A 22729-nucleotide genomic window follows, 5' to 3' on the forward strand; every position below is an offset into this window, starting at 1 on the left:
GCGTGAGCGAAGCGGATCCAGTGCCTGGCCGAGGGGAAGCCGAGCAGAACCTGGGCGACCGCGAGGCACAACAGTTCGGCGTCCGTCAGTTTGGGGGGTCGCCCGATCCGGCGACGGGGAGCCACATGGTCGTCGATGAACACGTACAGTGCCGCCAGAAGGGCGTCCAGGCTGGTAGTCACACACGAGCCAACGGGCGCCCTTCGCCATAGTCGCGGCCAGCACAAACATCGGACTCACTCATCTAGCGGCGCAGGGCCTCCGCCGCCGCTTCCGTGACCGCGTCGGCCACCGCCGCCAGCGCGGGGGAGTCCAGCTTCCACTGCTGCCAGTACAGGGAGACGTCGACCTCCCGGCCCGGGGCGAACACCGTGAGACGGCCGGCCCGGAGCAGGGGTTCCGCCTGGGCCTCGGGGACCATGCCCCAGCCCAGGCCCGCGGCGACCGCCTCGGCGAAGCCCTCCGAGGTCGGCACGTAGTGGCGCAGCGCGCTCGCCTCGGCGCGTCCGCGCGTGAGCCGGCGCACGAAGCCGTCCTGGAAGTCGTCCTTCCGGTCGAACACCACCACCGGCGCCCCGGGCAGCACCTCCCGCAGCGGTCCCGCGAGATGCCGTACGGCGAACTCCGGGTCCGCCACCGGGAGATAGCGCATCCGCCCCAGGTGCCGCACGGAGCAGCCCGGCACCGCGTCCGGCGACGAGGTCACCGCGGCCATCACCGTCCCCTCCCGCAGCAGCGCCGCCGTATGGGCCTCGTCCTCCCGGCGCAGTTCGAAGCGGAGCCGGGAGTCGGCCGGCAGGCGGGTGAGGGCCCCGAGGAACCAGGTCGCCAGCGAGTCCGCGTTCACCGCCACCGGCACCCGGGTCGGCTCCCCGGCCCCGCTCAGCCCCAGCTCGGCGTACGCGTCCCGCTCCAGCCGGCCCACCTGACGGGCGAGCCTGACCAGCACCTCGCCCGACTCGGTCGGCCGCACCGGCTTGGTGCGCAAGAGCAGCACCCGTCCCGTGCGCTGCTCCAGCGCCTTCACCCGCTGGCTCACCGCCGAGGGCGTGACGTGCAGCGCGGCGGCCGCCGCGTCGAACGTCCCCTCGTCCACCACGGCGAGCAGGGTCCGTACCTGGTCCAGCGGAAGATCCGTCATCACGGCAGCTAAGGGTACGTAAGAATCCTTAGCTGTACTGCAGAGCCCTTCCCTCGTAGCGTCCTCGGCATGACCAGCGCCTTCACCACCGCCGCCGCCGGATTCGGCACCGGCCTCTCCCTCATCGTCGCCATCGGCGCCCAGAACGCCTTCGTCCTGCGCCAGGGCGTCCGCCGCGACGCCGTCCTCGCCGTCGTCGGCATCTGCGCCCTGTCCGACGCGGCCCTCATCGCCCTCGGCGTCGGCGGGGTCGGTGCGGTGGTCGTGGCCTGGCCCGGCGCCCTGACGGCGGTCGGCTGGATCGGCGGCGCGTTCCTGCTCGGCTACGGGGCCCTGGCCGCCCGCCGGGTGTTCCGCCCGGCCGCCACCGGGCTGGAGACGGAGGGCGAGGCCGCGGGCTCCCGGCGCCGGGCGGTGCTCACCTGCCTCGCGATGACCTGGCTCAACCCGCACGTCTACCTCGACACGGTGTTCCTGCTGGGCTCGGTCGCCGCCGACCACGGCCCGCTGCGCTGGACCTTCGGCCTGGGCGCCGTACTGGCCAGCGTCTGCTGGTTCGCGGCGCTCGGCTTCGGCGCCCGTCTGCTGAGCCGCTTCCTGGCCCGGCCCACCGCCTGGCGGGTCCTGGACGGGCTGGTCGCCGCCACCATGATCGTCCTCGGTCTCACGCTCATCGCGGGAGCCTGACACCGCCGCACGGGGCCGCCGGGTGCGGGACGGCCCTACAGCGCCCCGCCGCGCCGGTGCATCGCGTACTGCTCCATCAGCTTGCCGCGCGTCGTCTCCAGTCGGTGGGCGAGCACCTCGGCGACACTGCGCACCAGGGTCATCCCGAGCGGCGGGTCCTCCTCGCAGAGCCGGAGCACGGCCGCCGCGTCGAACTCGTAGGCGCGCACCTGGCTGAAGGCCACGGCGCCGAAGTCCCACCGGTGGGGCGGGAACAGCCAGGACCAGCCCAGCAGATCACCCGCGCCGAGGCCGGCGACGGTCACCCGGTGCAGGTCGTTCACCCGCTGGTCCAGCGAGACCGCGCCGGAGCGGATCACCCAGAACCGGTCGGCGGTGCCTCCCGCCTCGAAGATGCGGGTGTCCTCGGGGAAGGACACCTCCCGCGCCAGTGCCATCAGGCGCTCGCGCTGCGGCGGGGGAAGGGCGGTCAGGAGTTTGATCGCTTTGGTCATGGCGCGGGGCTCCTCGCCGGGCATTCGGTTCCGGTGCTTTCCCTACGTTCATTTCAGCCGCTGCGGCCGTTCGGGGCACCTCGGCGGACACGAGAAGTCCGGTTCCTGTCGCCGGTCCCGCCCGGGCATGAAAAAGCCCTGGCTGGACGGGGGAAGCCAGCCAGGGCCGTAAGCGGTGGTGTCCGGAGGACGAGTGTCGACTCCGCCACCACGTATGAATGAACGATAAACCATTCCGGCGACGCTCGGGTAATCGGGCCGCGTGACCTGTTTCACCGGCCCCGGTCGGCGCGCTCGTCGACGACCCGGACCGTGTCCAGGGCGGGGTCCGACGGGTCCGGCAGGTGCATGCCCGCGGCCAGTCCCGTCCGCAGATAGCGGAGCACGGGCCCGGTGAGCCGTTCGCCCGGCAGGACGGCCGGGATACCGGGCGGGTACGGCGTGATCATCTCGGCCGCGACCCGTCCGGCGGCCCGGGCCACCGGCACGTCCTCGGCCGGGCCGAAGAACGCGTCCCGCGGCAGCAGCGCCTGCTCCATCCGCAGTTCGCCCGGCGACGGCACGTCCACCTCCGGCGCCCGGGGCAGGGTCCGCGCCGCCCGCCCCAGGTCCCGCAGCGCCGACAGCAGCTCCCCGGTCGTCTCCCGGTCGTCGCCGTGGGTGATCTGCATCCCGATCCGGCGGTGGTCCACCAGGTGCGCGTCGATACCGCGGTGTTCGCGCAGCCAGTCCGCCGCCTGGTATCCCGTGACGCCGAGACCGTCGAGATCGATCACCCCGGGCAGCGGGTCGAAGTCGTCCGCCAGCCCCGGGCCGCAGAAGTCGTCCCGGTCGTCGACGCGCATGCCGTCGATCTCCTCGATCGCGGCCCGGACCCCGTCGGCGAGCGCCAGCGCCGCCCCCATCAGCTCCTTGCCGCGCAGGGCCATCTGACGCCGCCAGCCGTCGAGACCCGCGAAGATCAGCACCGACGGGCTGGTGGTCCCCAGCAGATCGGCGCGCATGCCCAGCAGCGCCGGCGGCACCAGGTCGCCCCGCAGATGGAACACCGAGCCCTGCTCCAGACCGCTGCCCATCTTGTGGATGCTGGTCACGCAGATGTCGGCGCCCGCGTCCATCGCCCAGGACGGAAGATCGGGATGGAAGGGCAGATGCGCGCCCCAGGCCTCGTCCACGATCAGCGGGCGCGAGCGACGGTGGCACACCTCGGCGATGTCCCGCAGCGACGCGCTGGCGCCGTACGGCGTCGGGCTGGTCACCAGCGCGCCGCGCGCGTCCGGGTGGGCGTCGAAGGCCCGGTCGAAGCCGTCGGCCGACGGCGGGTGCGCGAGGTGCCGTGCGGCGTCCCACCGCGGCTCCACCCACACCGGCTCGATCCCGGACAGGATCAGCCCGGACACCACCGACTTGTGGGCGTCCCGCCCGATCAGCAGCTTCTCGTGCGGCCCCGCGACCGACAGCATCGCCGCCTTCACCGACAGGGAGCTCCCGCAGGTGCTGAAGAAGGTGTGCTCGGCGTGCACCGCGTCGGCCATCAGCTCCTGGGCCCGCTGCAGCACCCGGCCCCGGACGAGCCGGTCGTCCAGACCGCCCGACGCCAGCACGTCGCCCAGGAACACCGCGTCCCCGAGCACCTCGCGCACCGCGGGATCCGCCCCGCGGGCCTGCTTGTGCCCGGGTGGTGTGAAGCCCAGCCGCCCGCTGCGGTGGTACTCCTCCAGTGCTTCCAGAACCGGCGCCCGGCTGTGATCGACCGTCATGGACCCCGGGTGCCCGGGAACGGCAGGGGGCAATCCGCAGGACCCGGCCCCCCGGTTCAGCCCTCCGCCGCGTGCTTGCCCGGCGTCAGGATCTCGTCCAGCACCCGCAGGACGACCCCGTAGGCCACCCCGCGCACCTCGGCGTCGCGCGCCGCGCCGGGATCGCCGGTGTCAGCCCGGCCGAGCTCGTCACCCCGGGACCGCCAGGTCCGCTCCTCCTGCGCCGCGCAGGCCCGTGCCCGCTGGATGCGCCGCATCAGTTCGTCCGAGTCCACCACATCGGTCATACCGTCCGCGTACCCCCGTGCGCCGATCGGATGACACGTGTTCAGCGAACGGTCGGGAGGTTTGCCGGTACCGGGACAGGTGAGCCGAAAAGGGAGGTACGGGGCATTCTCCGTCGATTCCGTCACCGACCAGGGAGCCGCACGATGTACAGGGAGCCGCACGATGTATGAGGAGTACACGGCCGAACCCCTCGAACCGCCCGGCGCGCGCCGGGACGGATTCCCCTGCCCGTGCCGTCCGGCCGAGGTCCGCGAGGCCGTCACGCGGGCGGTGTCCGAACGCTGCCGGGCCACCCGCACCCCCTGCGACACCGAGGCCCTGGCGGACGTCCTGCTCGTCGCCTCGGAACTCACCACCAACGCCATGCTGCACGGTGGCGGGGTCACCGACTTCCAGGTCGACGTGAGCGGCCTCGGAGTGCGTCTGTCGGTGAGCGACCGCAGCGACGAGCTGCCCGTCGCCGTGAAGCCGACCGACCGGCAGGGACGCCGCCGTCCGGGCGGTCACGGCTGGCCCATCGTGTGCCGGCTGTCCCGCGACGTCCGGGTGTCCGACCTGCCCGCCGGAGGCAAGTGCATCACGGCCCTGGTGCCCCTGCCCTGACCGGCCGGAACGGGACCCGGCACATCACGTGACGAAGCGGAGTTTGTTCCACCGGTGAGGGGGCAATCGGAGGTTCGTGCTTCGGACCGGAGGCGCGCCAGCGGGAGTGGTACGGCTGCTGTGGACCCTCCGGGCGTCCCGGTGGCGACCCTCCCGCGGTAGATCCCTGAAACCACCGTTCGGGAGCGAACCGCATGCTCATTGACACGACCGCCCATCGTTCCGGCCCTTCCGACACGACGACCGCCGCGCCCCGCCGGCGGCACGACGACGCCCCCGACACCGCCGCCCTCTTCACCCGGCTGGCCTCCCTGGAGGACGGCCCCGAGCGGGACGCCGTCCGTGACGAGCTCGTCACCGCGTGGCTGCCCATGGCCCACCGCATCGCCGGCCGCTTCCGCGACCGCGGTGAGGCCGTCGAGGACCTGCGCCAGGTGGCCGCCCTGGGCCTGGTGAAGGCCATCGACCGCTTCGACCCGAGCCGCGGGGCCTTCGAGAGCTACGCCGTCCCCACCATCACCGGCGAGGTCAAGCGGCACTTCCGCGACCGGATGTGGGCCCTGCGCGTGCCCCGCCGGGTGCAGGAACTGCGCAACAAGGTGCGGGTGGCCCGGCGCGAACTCACCCAGAACCCCGGCAGCCCCGAGCCGTCCGTGACGGACATCGCCGCCCACACCGGGCTGACCGAGGAGGAGGTCGCCGCCGGGATGGAGGCCCTGGAGAGCTTCAGCACCCTCTCCCTGGACGCGGAACTGTCGTCCGACGACGACGGCTACAGCCTCGCCGACACCCTCGGCGCCGCGGACGCCTCCTACGACATCGTCGTCGACCGGGAGTCCGCCAAGGAGGGCCTGCGCAGGCTGCCGGAGCGCGAACGCGCCATCCTCTACATGCGTTTCTTCGAGGACATGACCCAGAGCCGCATCGCCGACCGGCTGGGCATCTCCCAGATGCACGTCTCCCGTCTCATCAGCCGCAGCTGCGCCCGGGTGCGCGCCGACGTGATGGGACAGCGCACCGGCCGCCGCGGTACCGGCGGACACTCGGCGACGGCGTGAGCGGCGCCCGCCCCCACCAGGAAGCGAGACACATGCTGAAGCCCCACCCCACCGTGCTGCGCCGGCTCGTCGAGGAGTACGAGGCCCTGACGGCGGCCGGAAGCGGACCGGCCGGCCCGGACCCGCGGATCGGCGACCTGGCGTACACCCTGTGCGTGTCGACCGGCACCCGCGACGTACGCCACGCGCTCGCCACCGCGCGCGGCTGGCTGGCGACGGCAGGGCAGGACGCGCCCGGGGTCGGTGCCCCGGCCGCCGTATGACCCGCGGTGTGCGGGGAACCCGAAGCGGATGAGTGAATCCGAGATTCCCCCGGAAGGCAGGCCCGTGGACGTCTATCTCGACCTCCTGCGGGTCCGGATGGACACCGAGGACTACCGGCTTCTGCTCCACGTGGTGGAGCCGGTGCTCCAGGCGATCGAGGAACACCGGCTGTCCGGCATGGACCTCGCGTTGGACGGTGGGGACGAGGAACTTCCCCAGGAGGTCCGCGACGAGGCCGCCCTCGTCATCGCCACCGCCGTCACCGGCCGCCTGGACAACGAGGTGGTCGAGCTGGAGGTCGACGAGACCGGACCGGTCCGGGTGGTCACCGACGCGGCGACCGCCGCCGACCCCTCCCGCCTGGACGAGATCGCCGACTACATCAGGGACCGTCACCGCCAGAACGAGGAGCTGCGAGGCATCGCCGAGGCCAGCGGCCTCCCCACGGACTTCTGAACCCACGCACGCCTCACCCGCGCGTACGGCCCCGGCAGCCGCCGGGGCCGTACGCGCGCATCGCGGATCGTGCGGCACGTGCGGCGACGGGGTCGGCGAGAGCCGGACGGGGCCGTCCCCCGGCGGGCCGTACCCCCAGGTGACCGGGTCGGGCCGACGGGCCGAGGACGGCGGTCCTTCGGGCCGACTGCTGAGCCGCTGACGACGGCGCCCCGGGCCGGGCGGGCCGTGCGCGGGTGCCCGGGCCGCTCCGCAGTGGTCCACGGACCCGCCGCCGAGCCTTCGACGACGGCGCCCGGCCGCTCGCGACGCCGGTCACGGCCCGGTCCGGCCGCCTGCGGGCCCGCCGGGGCCGTGACCGTACGCGAGGGCCGACCGCCGCGCCCGGGGCGCACCGTGCGGGCCTCTCATCGCTCGGACGCCGTCACCGGGACGGCCAGCGGCCGGGCGAGGCCCACCACGGCCTCGTCCAGGCGCTCCAGATGGCGCAGCACCCGGCCGGTGACGCGGCCGTAGCGGGCGGTGCCGTCGCCGCCGAGGAGGGACGCGATGCTCGGCCCGGTCTCGACCGGCGCGGTGACGTCCTCGTCGGCGACGCGGTCCGCGATCGTCACGATGTTGCGCACCGTGCGCCCCGCCGCCCCGCGCAGCCGGGGGTCCGCCGCGATCGCCGGATGGGCCGGCAACAGCTCCGCGGTGGCCGCCAGCGAGCGCGCGTGGTACGCGCACGTCTCGAGCAACGCCACCACATAGCGCGCGGTGGTGCGCCGGGCCCGCAACGGGGTGACCGGGTGCGTCAGCGGCTGGGTGGCGGAGCGCAGGTCGCCCAGCGCCTGGTCCAGCCGCCGTGCCTGGTCCAGCAGGTCGCCGGCGGGCCCGCCGCTGAGCTGGCCGACGGCGGCCTCGGTCACCTCGGCGAGCCGCTCCAGCACGGTGACCAGCAGCTCGTTGGTGCGCCGGTCGGTGTTCACCGGCAGCACCAGCGCCGCCGCGACCACCCCGCAGGCCGCGCCCAGCGCCGTCTCCTCCACCCGCAGCACCAGCACCTCCCAGCTGTAGGTGTGCAGCAGGGTGTAGAGCAGCCCGAGCATCGCCGTCACGAAGAAAGACATCAGCGTGTAGGACAGCGGCGCCGTGTAGAACATGGCGAAGATCAGCACCAGCACCAGCGCGAACGCCGTCCAGGTGTGACGGCCCACCAGGGCGGCCAGCAGGATGCCGGCGACGACGCCGAACACCGTGCCCAGCAGCCGCCGGTAGCCCTTGACCAGGATCTCGCCGGTCGAGGCCGTGTTGATGAAGACGATCCAGCAGGTCAGCACCGCCCAGTACCAGCGGTGCGCGGACAGCAGCTCGCCCCCGACGATGGCCAGCGTCGAGCCCACCGAGACCTGCACGGCGGCGCGCGTGGTGGGCCGGCGCAGCCCCTTCGGCTCCTCGTCCGGCTCGCTCTCCTCGCCGGCGTCGATGGCGGCGTCCTCGGCGTCCAGCTCCTCCCGCGAGCGCGCCGTCGCCGGGCTGTCGTCCGACTCGTCCTGCGGCCCCTCCAGCGCGATGCGCAGCCCCATGACGGCACGCGCGGTCTCGCCGACGGCCCGGAACACGTCCCGCACCGCCGGGGTGGCGGCCGGCAGGTTCTCCTCGTCCCGGTAGCCGAGCAGCCGGTTGCGCAGCTGCGCCACGCCCGCTCCGCCGGCCCCGGTGCGCACCACCAGCGCCCGCAGCGCGAGCAGGTCCCGCCGCAGTGAGGCCGTGGCCTCGTCGGGGCCGGGCAGCCGGCCCACCTCCGGGGCGGGAGCGCCGGGCAGGTGCAGGGTGAGGGTGTCCGCCCGCTCGGCACTGCGCGCCGACAGCAGCTGCAGGCCGAGCCGTTCGGCGGCGATCTCCGCGTCCGCGATCCGGCGCTGCACCAGCCGCGCCGTCGACTCGTCCGGCGTGCCCTCCTCCAGCCGGCTCTGGATCATCAGGGCCGTCTCGTGCAGCCGCGCGGTGCCCTCCCGCATGTCCTCCAGGGCCTTGTCCACGTCGTCAGGACCGGCGTCCAGCAGCGCCAGCTGCGCGGAGACGAGCCGGGCCAGCCGGGCCCGGAAGGCCTGGCGCAGCCGCAGGAGCAGACCGGCGGGCGTCACGGGGACGACGGCGAACCGCACCAGGGCGCTGCACGCGAACGCGACGGCCAGGGCCGCCCACAGTCCCGGCAGCTGCGCGGCGGAGGCGCCGACGAACAGGGACACGAAGTAGACCTGGAAGCCGATCAGGCCGAGCGCGGTCCCGCGGTCCCCGAACCGGCGGCCGTACACCGCGGCGAAGATGAGCACGACGAAGAAGACGTCCCCGACGACGACGCGCTCGCTGAGCACCGCGCCCAGCGACACGGACACCAGCGCGACGGGCAGGCCGACGGCCAGCGTGACCGCCTGGGCGCCGCGCTGCTTCTCCCGGATGGCGAAGGTGGCGACCATCGCCGCCATCGCCCCCGCCACCAGACGGGTGACGTCGACCCCCGCCGAGGCGAGCACGGCCAGCGTCAGCGCGATCGCGCCCACCGTCCGCAGTCCGGCCGTCAGCCGCAGCAGACCGGGGTCGGACGCCGCCAGGTGGTCCCGCAGCCGTGTCCGCACCGGGCGTCCCGCCGCCTTCACGCCGCCGCACTCTCTCCCGTCGCGCACACGGACCCGGGCCCCGGCACCGCCGGGCGCGGGCCGTCTCCCGCCTCCCGGATCACCGCGCGGCCCGGCCCGCCTCCGCGACGTGCTCCCGCACCTGCTCCGGCGTCAGATAGGCGTCCAGGTACTCGAAGTCCCGCAGGTTGCCCGGCTTGTGCGCCTGGAATCCGGTGCGCACGAAATCGTCGCCGGCGACCGCGTTCAGCAGCCAGTCGGTCATCACCCGGGCCTTGGCGACACCGGTGCGCAGCGCCGACCAGTGGTAGCCGCGGGCCACCGCCTGGGCGGGCAGGCCGTGCAGTTCGACGCCGAGCGGCTTGGACACCGCGTCGGTGCCGCCGAGGTCCACCACGAGTCCGAGGTCGTGGTGGACGTACGGCCGCGTCGGCAGGCCCCGCAGCGTCGCGATGACGTTCTCGGCGACGTGCCTGCCCTGCCGCAAGGCGTGCTGCGCGGTCGGCGGGCACACGGCGTCGTCGCCCTTGGCCACGTCGGGCACCGCCGCCGAGTCGCCGAGCGCGAACACCCCGTCGTGGCCCGGCAGGCACATGTCCGCGTTGACCGCGAGCCGCCCCCGGACGGTCTCCGCGTCGAGCGTGGCGATGAGCGGGCTGGCGACGACACCGGCGGTCCAGATCAGGGTGCGGGTGGGCACCACCCGGCCGTCGGTGAAGGTGACCTCCTCGGCGCCCGCCTTCGCGATGGAGACGCCCAGCGAGATCTCGATGCCGCGCCGGGTCAGGATCTCCTGCGCGCTGCGCCCGAGCTTCTCGCCCAGTTCGGGCATCAGCTTCGGCGCGATGTCGATGAGATGCCACTTGATCAGGCCCGGGTCGAGGCGCGGGTAGCGCTTGACGGCGGCGTGCGTCAGCCGCTGCAGGCAGGCCGCGGTCTCGGTGCCCGCGTAGCCGCCGCCGACGACCACGAACTGCAGCCGCGAGGCCCGCTCGGCCGGATCGTGGCTCGCGTCGGCCAGGTCGAGCTGGGAGATGACGTGGTCGCGGAGGTAGGCGGCCTCGGCGAGCGACTTGAGTCCGAAGGCGTGGTCCGTCAGCCCCGGGATGTCGAAGGTGCGGGTGACGCTGCCGGGGGCCAGCACGATGTAGTCGTACGGCTCGTCGACGATCTCGCCGTTGACGAGTCGTACGACACAGACCTTGGACTTCAGGTCCACGCCGATGGCCCCGCCCGGGATGATCCGGGTGCGGTACCTCTCGCTGCGGCGCAGGGAGAGCGCGACCGACTGCGGGGTCAGCACGCCGGAGGCCACCTGGGGGAGCAGCGGCAGATAGAGCTGGTAGGAGAACGGCGTCACCAGCGTGAGGTCGGCCTCGTTCGGGGCGAGCCTGCGCTCCAGCCGGCGCACGCACTCCACGCCGGCGAAACCTGCGCCCACCACCAGGATCCTGGGTCGTGTCACGGTGTCCATCCCTTCCTGCGGCTCCAGGGGGTCTGCCTCGAACATCGACAACTGACGCGTGCCCCTGTTCGGCACCACGATGCCCGCACCTTCGCCGGAACGCACCGGGAAGGGATCCGGCGGCCGGTTCAGCCGTGCAGGTGGCACAGCAGCAGGCAGACGTCGTCGTCGCGTTCGGAGTCGCTGAGCAGCGGGCGCAGGATCCGGTCCGCCGAGTCCTCCAGGTCCGCGTCCAGCTCCGCGGAACCGAACGAACCCAGGGTCGCCGCGAGCCGTTCGATGCCCGGGTCGATGCCCCGGGCGCGCCGCTCCACCAGCCCGTCCGTGTAGAGCGCGAGCGTCGAACCGGGCGTCAGCCGCTCGGTGTGGTCGGCGATGTCCTGCCGCAGCGGGATGCCGAGCATCGCGCCGGGCTTGGCGTCCAGGGTGCGCACCCTCCCGTCGGGCAGCCGCAGCACCGGCGGCGGATGACCGGCGGCGGCCCAGGTCAGCGTGCGACCGTCCGGATGGAACCGGGCGATGACCGCCGTGGCGAACAGGTCGGGCTGGAGGTGGCGCAGATACCCGTGCAGCCGGGTCAGCAGCCGGCCGGGGCTGTCGCCGTCGACGGCGTAGGCGCGCAGCGCGGTGCGCAGCTGGCTCATCATCACCGCCGCGTGCAGCCCGTGCCCGGTCACATCGCCGATGACGGTGATCAGACCGCCGTCGCGCTGCCGGAACGCGTCGTACCAGTCGCCGCCGATGTTCAGCCCGTGCGTGGCGGGGAGATAGCGCGCGGCCAGGCTCAGGCCCGGCGTCGTCGGCAGGTCGGTGAGCAGGGCGCGCTGCAGCGTCTCGGCGATGTCACGGTTGTGCTCGAAGCGGCGGGCGTTGTCGATGGCGGTGCCGGCCCGCCGGGCGAGCTCGAGCAGCATCACGGCGTCGTCCGGGTCCCAGCGCTCACCGGGCGGCGACAGCGTCAGCACCCCCAGCGGCGCCCGGCGGGTCAGCAGCGGGACGCAGAGCAGCGGCCGGCCGGGATCCAGGGCCGACGCGGGCTGGTCGTCCACCCCGGGCAGACCGCCGGGGTGGTCGGCCGCGTACTGCGGCCGGCCGGTGCGGGCCGCGCGGACCGCCGCGCGCGGGTGGGACGTGGGCGGGTACCGGTCGTCCTCCTGGTCGAACAGCCACACGTCCACGCGGTCGGCGTACCGCGGTACCAGCAGCTCCGGCAGCCGGCGCACGATCTCGTCGTGGTTGAGCGAGGCGTTCAGCACGGCGCTCGCGTCCGCCAGGAACGTCAGTCTGCGACGCGCGTTCTCCGCCTCCTCGCGCGCCCGGCGCTCGGCGGCGAACGCCTCGCGCTGCGCGCGTCCCGCCGCGTCCAGCTCGGCGTGCAGCGCCAGGACGCCCTGGTTGGTCTGGTGCAGCTCCTCCCGGTGGAAGGCGACCAGTTCCTCCTGCTCGGCGAGCTTGTCCAGCACCACGGCCGTGTCCTCGTCGGCGCCCAGCAGCGCCTCGGACAGACCGGCCGGGTCCTCCGGCACCGGGCCGGCGTCGGATGTCCGGCCCGGCTCGGGGCACGGGACGGTCATCGTCCACCCGGCGCGGCCGGCGGCGCCCGCGCCGGGTGCCGGCACCACCGCGGCGTGCAGCGTCCCCGCCCCGGCGGACGGGCCGGGGCCGTCCAGGGTGAGCACCCAGACACCGCCCTTGGTGAGGCACTGCCGCAGCCGGCCGCTGAGCTCCGCGGCCAGCCGGGCGCGTTCCACGGTGGGCACCCCGTGCGCCGCTGCCAGCCGGGCCACGGCGATACGGGCGCGTGCCGCGTCCGTGACGGTCCGGATCCGCCAGGTGTGCGTCATGGGCGGTCCGGTGGGGCGGGGGCCAGCACGGCCACGGCGGTGTCGTCCCGCACCGGGCGCGCCGGGCTCCCGGCGTCCCGGACGGCCACGGCGGCCGTCACGGCCGGATCGGCCGGCGGAAGCCCCGTGTCCGGGGGTGGCGTCCAGCGGCCGGGCAGACCGTCGGTGTGCAGGATCAGCAGGCTCTCCGCGGTCCAGGCGGCCTCCTCCTCGCGCACGGTGAGCGGCCGGTGCACCCCGACGATGCCGGGCCGGGACAGCAGGGTCCGCCAGCGGCCGCCCTCCCGCAGCCGGGCCGTCACATTGCCGATCCCCGCGAAGCGCAGCCGTCCGGTCCAGGTGTCGAGCTGCGCCACGGCGACGGCCGCGCCCCGGGTGCCGGCCAGCGCCGTGTGGAGCTTCGGCAGGCACTCGGCGGGCGGGAGCCCGGCCCGGTGGCGCAGCTCCTCGACGGCGGTGGTCGAGGCACGCGCCGCCTCGCTCCCGTGGCCAAGACCGTCGGCCAGCATCAGGGTCAGCCGGTCACCGGACCTGGCCCAGGCCCAGGCGTCCCCCGAGAAGTCCGCCCCGGCGAACGGGACGTTCACGCCGCCGGCGCGCGCACCGGGGGCCTCGGCGGCGCCCTCGCCGGCGGCGGCGCCGACGCGGGCCACCGCCACGGTGCCCCGGCCGAGCGCGCTGTGCAGGGCGAAGTCGTCGGCCAGACGCCGGCAGGTGCCGAGGCCCGCGCCGAGCGAGCGGGTGGTGGAGAACCCGTCCCGCAGCGCACCGTCCACGTCGGAGATGCCCGGCCCGTGGTCGAGCGCGGTGATCTGCACGACCTGTCCCGGCCGGCCCTCACCCGGTACCGGCGGGTCCACGACCTCGACGAGCACCTCTCCCGCCTGCGCGTGCTTGAGGAGATTGGTGGCGAGCTCGGTCGCCACCAGCGCCGCGGTGGCGGTGCGCCGCTCGTCGAGACCGGCCGCCGCCGAGGCCTCCTCCGCCGCGACCCGGACGTCCCGCACCCGGGTCGGGTCCTGCACCGGCACGTAACGGACGCGGGGCATCAGACGCCCTCACGCCGGCGCGGCGGCCGGGCCACCCAGGACGTCACCCGCACCGTGGTCCCCGACCCCGGGGCGGTCTCGACCTCGAAGTCGTGCACCAGGCGCCGCGCGCCGCCCAGCCCCATCCCCAGCCCGCCGCCGGAGGTGTAGCCGTCGCTGAGCGCCCGGTCGAGGTCGGGGATGCCGGGGCCCGTGTCGCTGAAGGCCAGCCGCAGCCCGTCGGCCCCGCCGGCGGTGACGTGCGCCGCCTCCATCAGGCCGCCCCCGCCGTGCACCAGGGTGTTGCGGGCCAGCTCGCTGGCGGCGGTCACCAGTTTCGTCTGGTCCACCAGGCCGAAGCCGAGCCGGGCGGCGGCCTGCCGCACGTGCTGACGCACCCACACCAGGTCCATGTCCGACCGGATGGGCAGGCGGGCCTCGACGCCCGCGGCGGTGTGCATCACGGACTCTCCTCGCGCGTGCCGCCGGAACGGAACGTCACGACGGGCTGCGCGAGAAGCTCCATCGCCGCCTCGGTGGTGAGCGCGGTCCGTACCCCCGGCAGCGTCAGACCCAGTTCCACCAGGGTGATGGCGACCGCGGGCCGCATGCCGGCCACCACGGTGCGCGCGGCCAGCAGTTCGGTCTGCGCCGCGATCTCGGCCAGCACCCGCCCGAGGAAGGAGTCGACGACCTCCACCCCGGAGATGTCGATGACCACCCCCGTGACCCCGCTGCGGGCGATCGTCTCGGAGAGGTCCTGCTGAAGCTGGTGCGCCGTGCTGTCGTACAGGTCACCCTGGAGGGTGACCAGCAGAACGTCACCGAGCCTGAGGACCGGCACATGTCCCGCGACCGGGCGGGAGAACCCCTCGCTCACCGCCGGCCCGCACCGTCGGGCGCCGCGTTCACGATGTTCGTCCCCAGCTCGTGCAGGCAGTACCCGAGCGCGTCGGCGAGGCTCGCCCGGGTCTTCACCGTGCCGAGGTCCAGACCGAGGTGCACGATGGTCTGCGCGATCGCCGGACGGATGCCGGACACCACGCACTCCGCGCCCATCAGCCGGGCCGCGGCGACCGTCTTCATCAGGTGCTGCGCCACCAGGGAGTCGACCGTCGGCACACCGGTGATGTCGAGGATCGCGAACCGGGCGTGCTGGTCGACGACCGCGTTCAGCAGGGTCTCCATCACCACCTGGCTGCGGGCGCTGTCCAGCGTCCCGATCAGCGGCACCGCCACGATGCCGTCCCAGAGCTTGATCACCGGCGTCGCCACCTCCAGCAGCTGGAGCCGCTGCCGGTCGATGAGGGACTGCGTCTCGCTCAGCGCCGTCTGCATGGCCACCAGGCGCAGCGTGCCCAGGAGCACGCTGAGCGTGGTCGAACACGCCCGCAGCTCCTCCGGCGACCCCTGGTCCCATTCGGCGACCAGGAGATTCTCGGCCGGCGGCCACAGCGCAGCCAGCTCGCTCGACACCTGGGTGTTGGACAGCCCCGCGCGGGAGCGGGCCGCCCCCATCCGCGCCAGCTGCTCACGCACCGCCGAGAAGCCCGCGGCGTCCGGGTCCTCGACCCGCTGCGCGTCGGCGACCTGGGCCAGCGCGTCGACGACGGCCTTCCCCGCCTCCACCGCCTCGTCGCGCGAGACCGTGAACACCGTACGGAACAGGGGCTCGTCCGCCCACCGCTGGGCGATCTGCTCGCGCCGTCGCCGCAGGAAGTCCCTGACCTCGTGCGCCGGTGTTCCGGGTGCTCCGCCCGCTTCGTGCTCCGGCACCTGTTTCCTCTCCTCGTCGTCATCGCGTCGCACCGCGCCCGAACGCCGGGACCGCGGTGTGACCTCGGCCGGGTGGCCATTCCGACCGGGCTCCGACGCCGTGGGCGCCGGACCCCGCGGACCGTGCTCAGGCCTCCGGTTCGGCCGGCGTCCGCGGCAGTTCGTCCACGCGCTCCAGCGCCTCGTCGACGCTCTCCGAGACGGGCACGGTGATGCTCACGCCCGTCAGGTCCAGGATGCGGCGCACCGCGGGGGCGGGGGAGATGATGTGCACGCTCCCCGGCAGCTCGCGGGCCTCCTGGTAGACCCGGAGGATGATGTTCATGCCGGACGAGTCCATGAAGGGGACCGCCGACAGGTCGAGCAGGAAGTGCCGGCGGCCGTGATGGAGCTGGTTCGCCAGGTGGTGCTGGAACTCGGTCGCCGTGTCGACGTCCAAGTACCCCTCCACCGTGAGCAGCGCCACGTCCTCCCGCGGCAGGGTCACCTCGACGGACAACGGGTCCTGGGCAATGGGCACGAGTACCTCCAACAAGGTGATCAAGCTTTTCGTCGCGCAGCCGCGCGTACCCCCGAATCGCCGGATCATGCCCCGGCCGGCCCGGCCGGCCGGGGCGTCCCCCTCAGCCGACCCGGATGCCCACGATGCAGGTGTCGTCGTCCGTGTCCGACCTGCTGTACGTGAGCAGCCGGTCCAGCCGCTGGTCGAGCGTGCCCGGGGTCGAGGCGGCGGTGGTGAGCAGATGGGCCAGCGACTCCTCCACGCTGCGGTCCCGGCGCTCGATCAGACCGTCCGTGTACATCAGCAGGTTGTCCTCGGCGGCCAGCTGCACCTCCGACTCCTCGTACACCGCCTCCGGTACGGCACCGAGCAGCAGCCCGCGCACCAGCGGCAGCGGAGCGGCCACGGAGCCGCGCACCAGCACCGGCGGCAGATGACCCGCCCGCGCCCACCGCAGCGTGCGCGAGGCCGGGTCGTACAGGCCGCACACGGCGGTGGCGGTGACGCCGCCCGTCAGATGGTGCGCCACGATGTTCAGCCACGACAGCAGCTGCCCGGGGCCCGCCCCGGTGACCGCGAGGCCACGCAGCGCGTTGCGCAGGACGACCATGCTGGTCGCCGCCTCTATGCCGTGGCCGGCGACGTCGCCCACGCACAGCAGCACCAGCCGGGACGGCAGCACCACGGCGTCGTACCAGTCGCCGCCCACCAGCTGCTCGGCCTCCGCCGGCCGGTAGCGGACGGCCACGTCGAGGCCGGGCACCTGCAGCGGCGCCTGGGCGGGCGGCATGATGGCGCGCTGCAACTGCAGTGCCAGCCGGTCCCGTTCGCTGGCGTGCTGCTCGGTGTGCGCCAGCTGGTCGCGGGTGGCGGCCAGCGCCACCTCCGTCCAGTGCTGGGCGGAGATGTCCTGGTAGGCACCGCGGATGGTGAGCAGCCGGCCGTCGGTGTCCAGGACCGGCTCGGCGACGACCCGGATGTGCCGGGTCACCCCGTCGGGGCGCTGCAGCCGGAAGGCGGCCGACGCCGGGCGCCGGTGGTGCAGCAGCGTGCGCAGGAAGCGGCCGATGGTGACGGCGTCGTCCGGGTGGGCGTGCGCCGGCAGCTCCTCCAGCGGCACCGGCAGGCTGGACTGCGGACGCCCGTACAGGTCGAAGAGCTGCCCGTTCCAGGTGATCTCCCCGGTCAGCAGGTTCTCCTCGAAGCCGCCGATCCGGCCGAGCCGCTGGGCGTGCTGGAGCAGGCTCGCCAGGCGGGCCGTCTCGTCCTCGATCCGCCAGATGAACAGGATGCCGGAGCCGTGCCGGCTGACACTGATGTCCGCGACCGCCGCCAGCGGCACCTGGTCGACGAGGGCGGTCAGGTTCATGCGCCGGGCACGGAACGGCTCCCCCGTGGCGTACACCCGCTCGATCCGCTGGAACAGCTCGCTGTTCCCGGCGGCCATCGGATACGCCTCCAGGAGCAGCGCGCCGCTGACCATGGCGCGCGGCCGGCCCGCCGGGTCCAGGAAGCGGCTGTTGACGTGCTGGATACGGAAGTCCAGCAGGTTGCCCTGGCCGTCCAGGTGCGGCACCAGGACGAGAGCCGGGTCGTACAGCCCGTCGGCCAGGTCCATCAGTTCCGCGGCGTCCGGCAGCACCCGGGGCTGCCGGGCCGGGCCGCTCGGCACCGTGTACGTCTCCAGGGTGTGCGCGCACAGCTCCGCCAGGGCCTCCACCTGGCGCACGATCTGCGGCGGCTGCTCGGGCAGCGGAGCCGGCCAGACGATCTCCAGCACGCCGTACACACGGCCCCCCGTACCGGCGGGCACGGCCGCCCGGCCGCCGTCCGGGTGGTGGTGCCGGCCGACACTGGGCAGGCCCCGGTCGGCCAGTGACGTGATCCACAGACCGTCGCGCTCCGCGAGGCCGCACCGGGCGACCGTCGCCACGTCCGGCGGCACGTAGTACCAGCGCGCCGCCTCGGCGGGAGAGAACCCGGCGCTGCCCGCCAGGGTGAGCGACCCGTCGGCGCCGGCCGCCCAGATCGCCACGGCCACCGCGCCCAGCGGACGCAGCGCCTGCGCGAGCAGGGACTCGGCCACGGCCTGGGTGTCGTCCGCCGCCAGCGCCCCGCTCTCGGCCGCCCGCAGCCGTACGGCGGCGGGGTCCTGCCCCGCCTCCCCGGCGGCCCGGGTGGCGGCCAGGAAGGCGTCCGTCACCTCGGACATCCGGTCCCGGGCGGCCTGGTTGATGACCTCGACCGCGAACTCCAGCTGCGTCGTCCCGGCCTGCTCGGTCAGCTCGGCGAGCTGGCGGGCGGCCTGCGAGGGACCGCACCCCAGCCGTTCGACGAGGATGCCCTTGGCGAGTTCGATCAGCGCCCGGCCCTCGGCCTCGGCCTGCGCGGCCCGCACCTCCCGGCTGAGCCGGTCCACGGTGGCCGCCAGCCTGCCCACCGGCGAGTCCGCGGACACCCCGGCGGGTCCGGCGTTGGAGCGCTCGGCCGGCGCCCCACCGTGCTGCGGCGCGCTCGGCTGTTCCACGGTGCTCATGCCGACAGCCAGCGGCGGACGCAGGCGATCAGGTCCTGGGTGTCGACCGGTTTGGTGACGTAGTCGCTGGCCCCCGAGGCGAGGCTCTTCTCCCGGTCCCCGGGCATCGCCTTCGCGGTGACGGCGATGATGGGCAGCTCGGCGTACTGCGGCATGGCGCGGATCTCGGCCGTGGCGGCGTAACCGTCCAGCTCGGGCATCATCACGTCCATCAGCACGAGCGCCACGTCCGGGTTGTCCACCAGTCTCTCGATGCCCTTGCGGCCGTTCTCCGCGTGCAGCACCCGGAAGCCGTGCAGCTCCAGGATCCCGCTGAGCGCGAAGAGGTTACGCGCGTCGTCGTCGACGACGAGGATGGTACGGCCGGAGAACGCGCCGTCCACCACGGGCTGCGGCGCCGGCCGCTGCGGCTCGTCGGGCCGCACCAGCGACAGCACGTCGCCGGGCTCCTCCGCGGAGAGGTGCAGGGCGATGCGTTCGCGCAGCTCGTCGAGGCTGGACAGGAACTCCAGAGCGGTGCCCTCGGCACGGGACCGCAGCTCCTCCTCCACCGCCGCGTCGGCACGGTGGCCGCTGTGCACCAGCACCGGCACGCTGGCCAGGGCGGCGTCGCCCCGCAGCGCCTCCAGGAACCGGGTGACCTCCTCCCGGGCCATGCCGAGCTCCAGCACCACGCAGTGGCACGGGTCGGCGGCCAGCGCACCGGCCGCCTCCTGGGCGCCGACGGCGGTGAGGATGTCGACCGACGGCCGGGAGGTGCCGTCGCCGTGCGCGACGTCCTGGACCACGCTCTCCGCGACCAGGGTCAGCAGCCCCCGGGGCCGCTCCTCCACGACGAGCAGCCGCCGCGGACGCCGGCCGGACACCGGCCCCGTCTCGATCGCCGCCGGCTGCCGGGCCGGCACCTCCGGCAGGGCCTCGCCCAGGTCCCCGTCCGGGAGCGGCGAGGGACGCAGCAGATCCTCGAAGTCCGGCCGGGCCACGGGCAGGAACAGGGTGAACGTGCTGCCCTGGCCCGCGACGCTGTCCACCGTCACCGCGCCGCCCAGCAGATGCGCGATCTCCCGGGTGATGGACAGACCGAGCCCGGTGCCGCCGTACTTGCGGCTCGTCGTGCCGTCCGCCTGCTGGAAGGCGCCGAAGATCGCCTCCAGGTGCTGCTCGGGAATGCCCACACCGGTGTCCCGCACCCGGAAGGCCACCACGGACCCGCCCCGCAGCACACCGCTCGGCACCTCGTCGTCCGGCGCGGGCTCGATCCGCAGTTCCACGCCGCCCCGCTCGGTGAACTTGACCGCGTTGGACAGCAGGTTGCGCAGCACCTGCCGCAGCCGCGAGTCGTCGGTGAGCAGGTCCGCCGGCGCGCCCGGCGCCGTCGTCACGGTGAAGTCCAGGCTCTTCTGCATCGTCATCGGCCGGAAGGTGGCCTCGACGTACTCGATGAGCCGGCGCAGCTCCACCCGCTCGGGGCTGACGTCCATCTTCCCGGCCTCGACCTTGGACAGGTCGAGGATGTCGTTGATCAGCTGCAGCAGGTCGGAGCCGGCCGAGTGGATGATCTGCGCGTACTCGACCTGCTTCGGGCTGAGGTTGCGCGAGGGGTTCTGCGCGAGCAACTGGGCCAGGATCAGCAGGCTGTTGAGCGGGGTGCGCAGCTCGTGGCTCATGTTCGCCAGGAACTCCGACTTGTACTTCGAGGCCAGCGACAACTGCTGGGCGCGCGCCTCCAGCTCCTGCCGGGCCTGCTCGATCTGGAGGTTCTTCGCCTCGATGTCCCGGTTCTGCTCCGCCAGCAGCGCGGCCTTGTCCTCCAGCTCGGCGTTGGAGTGCTGGAGCTCCTCCTGCTGGCTCTGCAGCTCCGCCGAGCGCTCCTGCAGTTCGGCGGTGAGCCGCTGCGACTCGACGAGCAGCTCGTCGGTGCGGGCGTTGGCCACGATGGTGTTGACGTTGACGCCGATGGTCTCCATCAGCTGGGCCAGGAAGTCCTGGTGGATCTGGGTGAACGGGGTCACCGACGCCAGCTCGATCACGCCGAGGACCTGGCCCTCCACCACGATGGGCAGCAGCACCAGCGCGGTCGGCACCACCTGCCCCAGCCCGGAGGAGATGGTGACGTAGTCCGGCGGCAGCTCGTCCACCGTGATGGCGCGGCGGCTGCGCGCGGCCTGGCCGACCAGGGTGCGGCCGAAGGCGATCCGGGTGGGCCGGCCGTCGTCGTCGGGGTAGCCGTAGGAGCCGACGAGCCGCAGCTCGGGGCCATCGTCGCCGTCCTCCGCGAGGTAGAAGGCGCCGTACTGGGCCGACACCAGCGGCACCAGCTCGTCCATGATCAGCTCGGCGACCACGGGCAGGTCGCGGTGGCCCTGCATCAGGCCGGAGACGCGGGCGAGGTTGGTCTTGAGCCAGTCCTGTTCCTGGTTGGCCCGGGTGGTCTCGCGCAGGGACTCCACCATCGAGTTGATGTTGTCCTTGAGTTCGGCGACCTCGCCGGAGGCCTCCACGTTGACGGAGCGGGTCAGGTCGCCCTCGGCGACGGCGCTGGTGACCTCGGCGATCGCCCGGACCTGCCGGGTGAGGTTGCCCGCCAGCTCGTTGACGTTCTCCGTGAGCCGCTTCCAGGTGCCGGAGACGCCCTCGACCTCCGCCTGGCCGCCGAGGCGGCCCTCGGTGCCGACCTCGCGGGCGACGCGGGTGACCTCCTGGGCGAAGGCGGAGAGCTGGTCGACCATCGTGTTGATGGTCGTCTTCAGCTCCAGGATCTCGCCGCGCGCGTCGACGTCGATCTTCTTCGACAGGTCGCCGCGGGCCACGGCGGTCGTCACCAGCGCGATGTTGCGCACCTGGCCGGTGAGGTTGTTGGCCATGGAGTTGACGTTGTCGGTGAGGTCCTTCCAGGTGCCCGCGACATGGGGCACGTGCGCCTGGCCGCCGAGGCGGCCCTCGGTGCCCACCTCGCGGGCGACGCGGGTGACCTCGTCGGCGAAGGCCGACAGCGTGTCCACCATCGTGTTGATGACGTCGGCCAGCGCCCCGACCTCGCCGGCCGCCTCGACCCTGATCCGCTGCGACAGGTCGCCCCGGCCCACCGCGGAGGCGACCTGGGCGATGGAACGGACCTGGCCGGTCAGGTTGGACGCCATCACGTTGACGTTGTCGGTGAGGTCCTTCCAGGTGCCGGAGACGCCGCGCACCTGAGCCTGGCCGCCGAGGCGGCCCTCGGTGCCGACCTCGCGGGCGACGCGGGTGACCTCGTCGGCGAAGGCGGAGAGCTGGTCGACCATCGTGTTGATGGTGTTCTTGAGTTCGAGGATCTCGCCGCGGGCGTCCACGGTGATCTTCTGCGACAGGTCGCCCTTGGCGACCGCCGTCGCCACCAGCGCGATGTTGCGGACCTGGCCGGTGAGGTTGCCGGCCATGAAGTTCACCGAGTGGGTGAGATCGCGCCAGGTGCCCTTCACGCCCTGCACGTCGGCCTGGCCGCCGAGGCGGCCCTCGGTGCCGACCTCGCGGGCGACGCGGGTGACCTCGTCGGCGAAGGCGGAGAGCTGGTCGACCATCGTGTTGATGGTGTTCTTGAGTTCGAGGATCTCGCCGCGGGCGTCCACGGTGATCTTCTGCGACAGGTCGCCCTCGGCGACCGCCGTCGTCACCTGGGCGATGGAGCGGACCTGCGCGGTGAGGTTGCCCGCCATCGCGTTCACCGAGTCCGTCAGGTCGGACCAGGTGCCCGAGACCCCCGGCACCTGCGCCTGTCCGCCCAGCGCCCCCTCGGTGCCGACCTCGCGGGCCACCCGCGTCACCTCGGAGGTGAACACCGACAGCTGGTCCACCATCCCGTTGAAGACCTTGGCGATGTCCCCCATGAGGCCGTCCGCGTCGTCCGGCAGCCGGGTGCCGAAGTCCCCGTCCCGTACGGCCGTCAGCCCCGCCAGGAGCCGCCTCAGCTCCTGGTCCCCCGGCGCCGCCTCGGTCCCCTCGGTGCTCTTGCTGGTCATGCGCACCCTCGTTCCGACCAGAGTCAGTGCGCGTTTCCGCAGTTCACGGATGTGCGCGATGAGAAAATACGCCGAAGGCTAACCCAGGTCGCGGGTACGGAACAAAGCCTGGCGCAGCCGGGGAAACCGGCCCGAAAAAGTTCCGGATCTCGTGCATGCCCCGGCTTTTGACGGGTACTCGTTTGGGTTTCGCCGGGACGGGGGAGCGCCG

The 22729-nt window shown here is 73.7% G+C and carries 19 protein-coding genes and 1 pseudogene; 5 read left to right on the forward strand and 15 right to left on the reverse strand.

The genetic code is table 11. The features are described from left to right. Together KUM38_RS18650 and KUM38_RS18655 are read right to left on the reverse strand one after the other, a co-directional pair. Positions 1-182 (reverse strand): annotated as a pseudogene (locus KUM38_RS18650) (IS982 family transposase); the annotation flags it as partial. Positions 183-244: 62 nt separating this feature from the next. Then, positions 245-1141: a LysR family transcriptional regulator ArgP gene (locus KUM38_RS18655; RefSeq protein ID WP_217130536.1), complete on the reverse strand. Its 897-nt coding sequence runs from the start codon at positions 1139-1141 to the stop codon at positions 245-247. Between the two features lie 69 nt (positions 1142-1210). Here KUM38_RS18655 and KUM38_RS18660 point away from each other — a divergent pair, with 69 nt between their 5' ends. After that, positions 1211-1828: a LysE/ArgO family amino acid transporter gene (locus KUM38_RS18660; RefSeq protein WP_217130537.1), complete on the forward strand. Its 618-nt coding sequence runs from the start codon at positions 1211-1213 to the stop codon at positions 1826-1828. 35 nt (positions 1829-1863) lie between these two features. Here the strand turns inward: KUM38_RS18660 and KUM38_RS18665 are convergent, their stop codons facing one another. From KUM38_RS18665 to KUM38_RS18675, 3 genes are all read right to left on the reverse strand, one after another. Continuing rightward, entirely contained in the window at positions 1864-2322 is a 459-nt protein-coding gene (locus tag KUM38_RS18665; RefSeq protein WP_217130538.1) for a cyclic nucleotide-binding domain-containing protein, read from the reverse strand. 272 nt (positions 2323-2594) lie between these two features. Then, entirely contained in the window at positions 2595-4082 is a 1488-nt protein-coding gene (locus KUM38_RS18670; RefSeq protein ID WP_217130539.1) for an aminotransferase class I/II-fold pyridoxal phosphate-dependent enzyme, read from the reverse strand. A gap of 56 nt (positions 4083-4138) precedes the next feature. Then, positions 4139-4369 carry a hypothetical protein gene (locus tag KUM38_RS18675; RefSeq protein WP_217130540.1) on the reverse strand — a complete coding sequence of 77 codons (231 nt, stop codon included), beginning with the start codon at positions 4367-4369 and terminating at the stop codon, positions 4139-4141. A 163-nt stretch (positions 4370-4532) separates the two neighbouring features. On the opposite strand from KUM38_RS18675, the gene KUM38_RS18680 reads away from it, so the two are divergent. From KUM38_RS18680 to KUM38_RS18695, 4 genes are all read left to right on the forward strand, one after another. After that, positions 4533-4973 carry an ATP-binding protein gene (locus tag KUM38_RS18680; RefSeq protein WP_217130541.1) on the forward strand — a complete coding sequence of 147 codons (441 nt, stop codon included), beginning with the start codon at positions 4533-4535 and terminating at the stop codon, positions 4971-4973. Positions 4974-5167: 194 nt separating this feature from the next. Further along, on the forward strand, positions 5168-6031 hold the full coding sequence (locus KUM38_RS18685) for a SigB/SigF/SigG family RNA polymerase sigma factor (protein WP_217130542.1): 864 nt from the start codon (positions 5168-5170) through the stop codon (positions 6029-6031). A 32-nt stretch (positions 6032-6063) separates the two neighbouring features. Then, positions 6064-6294 (forward strand): DUF5133 domain-containing protein, encoded by a 231-nt coding sequence (locus KUM38_RS18690; RefSeq protein ID WP_217130543.1) that lies wholly within the window; start codon positions 6064-6066, stop codon positions 6292-6294. 28 nt (positions 6295-6322) lie between these two features. Beyond that, positions 6323-6751, forward strand: coding sequence for a hypothetical protein (locus KUM38_RS18695; RefSeq protein ID WP_073935966.1), 429 nt, complete (start codon positions 6323-6325; stop codon positions 6749-6751). Between the two features lie 407 nt (positions 6752-7158). Here KUM38_RS18695 and KUM38_RS18700 read toward each other — a convergent pair whose 3' ends face one another. The 10 genes from KUM38_RS18700 to KUM38_RS18745 all read right to left on the reverse strand — a co-directional run bounded on the left by KUM38_RS18700 (position 7159) and on the right by KUM38_RS18745 (position 22518). Next, on the reverse strand, positions 7159-9393 hold the full coding sequence (locus KUM38_RS18700) for an FUSC family protein (protein ID WP_217130544.1): 2235 nt from the start codon (positions 9391-9393) through the stop codon (positions 7159-7161). A gap of 79 nt (positions 9394-9472) precedes the next feature. Further along, positions 9473-10846, reverse strand: a complete 1374-nt coding sequence (locus KUM38_RS18705) for an NAD(P)/FAD-dependent oxidoreductase (protein ID WP_217130560.1) — start codon at positions 10844-10846, stop codon at positions 9473-9475. Positions 10847-10965: 119 nt separating this feature from the next. After that, positions 10966-12681, reverse strand: a complete 1716-nt coding sequence (locus KUM38_RS18710) for a PP2C family protein-serine/threonine phosphatase (RefSeq protein ID WP_217130545.1) — start codon at positions 12679-12681, stop codon at positions 10966-10968. Next, a complete protein-coding gene (locus KUM38_RS18715; protein WP_217130546.1) occupies positions 12678-13730 on the reverse strand; it encodes an ATP-binding SpoIIE family protein phosphatase in 1053 nt (350 codons plus the stop codon). Before KUM38_RS18715 ends, KUM38_RS18710 begins: the two co-directional genes overlap by 4 nt. After that, on the reverse strand, positions 13730-14170 hold the full coding sequence (locus KUM38_RS18720; RefSeq protein ID WP_217130561.1) for an anti-sigma regulatory factor: 441 nt from the start codon (positions 14168-14170) through the stop codon (positions 13730-13732). Before KUM38_RS18720 ends, KUM38_RS18715 begins: the two co-directional genes overlap by 1 nt. Beyond that, the gene (locus KUM38_RS18725; protein ID WP_217130547.1) at positions 14170-14589 is read right to left on the reverse strand and encodes an STAS domain-containing protein; all 420 of its coding nucleotides are present in this window, start codon (positions 14587-14589) and stop codon (positions 14170-14172) included. The genes KUM38_RS18720 and KUM38_RS18725 overlap by 1 nt, the downstream gene beginning before the upstream one ends. After that, entirely contained in the window at positions 14586-15485 is a 900-nt protein-coding gene (locus tag KUM38_RS18730; protein WP_217130548.1) for an STAS domain-containing protein, read from the reverse strand. The genes KUM38_RS18725 and KUM38_RS18730 overlap by 4 nt, the downstream gene beginning before the upstream one ends. Positions 15486-15612: 127 nt before the next feature. Then, complete coding sequence (locus tag KUM38_RS18735) at positions 15613-16005, reverse strand: STAS domain-containing protein (protein WP_217130549.1); 393 nt, start codon at positions 16003-16005, stop codon at positions 15613-15615. Positions 16006-16108: 103 nt separating this feature from the next. After that, entirely contained in the window at positions 16109-18523 is a 2415-nt protein-coding gene (locus KUM38_RS18740; protein WP_217130550.1) for a SpoIIE family protein phosphatase, read from the reverse strand. Beyond that, positions 18520-22518: a HAMP domain-containing protein gene (locus KUM38_RS18745; RefSeq protein ID WP_217130551.1), complete on the reverse strand. Its 3999-nt coding sequence runs from the start codon at positions 22516-22518 to the stop codon at positions 18520-18522. Before KUM38_RS18745 ends, KUM38_RS18740 begins: the two co-directional genes overlap by 4 nt. Between the last annotated feature and the right edge of the window lie 211 nt (positions 22519-22729).

Source organism: Streptomyces sp. AC558_RSS880 (assembly GCF_019049255.1).
In the GTDB taxonomy this organism is placed as follows: domain Bacteria; phylum Actinomycetota; class Actinomycetes; order Streptomycetales; family Streptomycetaceae; genus Streptomyces.

Coding starts and splice junctions, on each gene's coding strand:
- KUM38_RS18715 (WP_217130546.1), bottom strand. CDS start 13,730: ATGCCCCGCGTCCGTTACGTGCCGGTGCAGGACCCGACCCGGGTGCGG.
- KUM38_RS18655 (WP_217130536.1), bottom strand. CDS start 1,141: ATGACGGATCTTCCGCTGGACCAGGTACGGACCCTGCTCGCCGTGGTG.
- KUM38_RS18705 (WP_217130560.1), bottom strand. CDS start 10,846: ATGGACACCGTGACACGACCCAGGATCCTGGTGGTGGGCGCAGGTTTC.
- KUM38_RS18685 (WP_217130542.1), top strand. CDS start 5,168: ATGCTCATTGACACGACCGCCCATCGTTCCGGCCCTTCCGACACGACG.
- KUM38_RS18665 (WP_217130538.1), bottom strand. CDS start 2,322: ATGACCAAAGCGATCAAACTCCTGACCGCCCTTCCCCCGCCGCAGCGC.
- KUM38_RS18695 (WP_073935966.1), top strand. CDS start 6,323: ATGAGTGAATCCGAGATTCCCCCGGAAGGCAGGCCCGTGGACGTCTAT.
- KUM38_RS18745 (WP_217130551.1), bottom strand. CDS start 22,518: ATGACCAGCAAGAGCACCGAGGGGACCGAGGCGGCGCCGGGGGACCAG.
- KUM38_RS18690 (WP_217130543.1), top strand. CDS start 6,064: ATGCTGAAGCCCCACCCCACCGTGCTGCGCCGGCTCGTCGAGGAGTAC.
- KUM38_RS18710 (WP_217130545.1), bottom strand. CDS start 12,681: ATGACGCACACCTGGCGGATCCGGACCGTCACGGACGCGGCACGCGCC.
- KUM38_RS18660 (WP_217130537.1), top strand. CDS start 1,211: ATGACCAGCGCCTTCACCACCGCCGCCGCCGGATTCGGCACCGGCCTC.
- KUM38_RS18740 (WP_217130550.1), bottom strand. CDS start 18,523: ATGAGCACCGTGGAACAGCCGAGCGCGCCGCAGCACGGTGGGGCGCCG.
- KUM38_RS18720 (WP_217130561.1), bottom strand. CDS start 14,170: ATGCACACCGCCGCGGGCGTCGAGGCCCGCCTGCCCATCCGGTCGGAC.
- KUM38_RS18675 (WP_217130540.1), bottom strand. CDS start 4,369: ATGACCGATGTGGTGGACTCGGACGAACTGATGCGGCGCATCCAGCGG.
- KUM38_RS18680 (WP_217130541.1), top strand. CDS start 4,533: ATGTATGAGGAGTACACGGCCGAACCCCTCGAACCGCCCGGCGCGCGC.
- KUM38_RS18670 (WP_217130539.1), bottom strand. CDS start 4,082: ATGACGGTCGATCACAGCCGGGCGCCGGTTCTGGAAGCACTGGAGGAG.